The organism is Rhodovulum viride, assembly GCF_003265965.1.
Classification (GTDB): domain Bacteria; phylum Pseudomonadota; class Alphaproteobacteria; order Rhodobacterales; family Rhodobacteraceae; genus Rhodovulum; species Rhodovulum kholense.
In genome coordinates this window covers 1-408 of sequence record NZ_MUAV01000194.1, presented here as the reverse complement: position 1 = coordinate 408, position 408 = coordinate 1, and the positions used below count along the sequence as shown (strand labels likewise).

At 67.4% G+C, this 408-nt stretch carries 2 protein-coding genes; both read left to right on the top strand.

Going from position 1 to position 408, the window contains the following annotated elements; genetic code table 11:
* A partial coding sequence (locus tag BYZ73_RS23260) for a hypothetical protein (RefSeq protein ID WP_112317611.1) occupies positions 1–251 on the top strand: 251 nt, incomplete at its 5' end.
* The coding region (locus BYZ73_RS21815) for a DUF2312 domain-containing protein (RefSeq protein ID WP_146746420.1) at positions 248–408 on the top strand (161 nt) is incomplete at its 3' end. The genes BYZ73_RS23260 and BYZ73_RS21815, both read left to right, overlap by 4 nt.

The following is a 408-nucleotide window of genomic DNA, read 5'->3' as shown; positions in this document are numbered from 1 at the left end:
CCGAATGGGGGCTGCCCCAGCTGTCTCCGACGCAGGCGCATCACTGCATCCATGGCCGGTTCGGCACGCGCCGCGCCCCCGATTGCATGGCGATCCCGCTCTGCGAGGGCCACCACCAGGGCCTGCTCGATGGCTCGAAGCTCGCCCTGCACCAGCAGCCGAGCCGCTGGCGGCGGCGCTATGGCAACGACACCGACTGGATTTCGTGGGCCGAGGACCGCCTGCGCGAACGAGAGGAACAGACGATATGAGCGACGAAGCCCAAACCGACGCGACCTATCGCGTCACCGCTGCCGAACTGCGCCAATTCATCGAGCGCTTCGAGCGCCTGGAGGGCGAGAAGAAGGACCTTGCGGACCAGCAGAAGGAGGTGATGGCCGAGGCCAAGGCCCGCGGCTACGACACCAA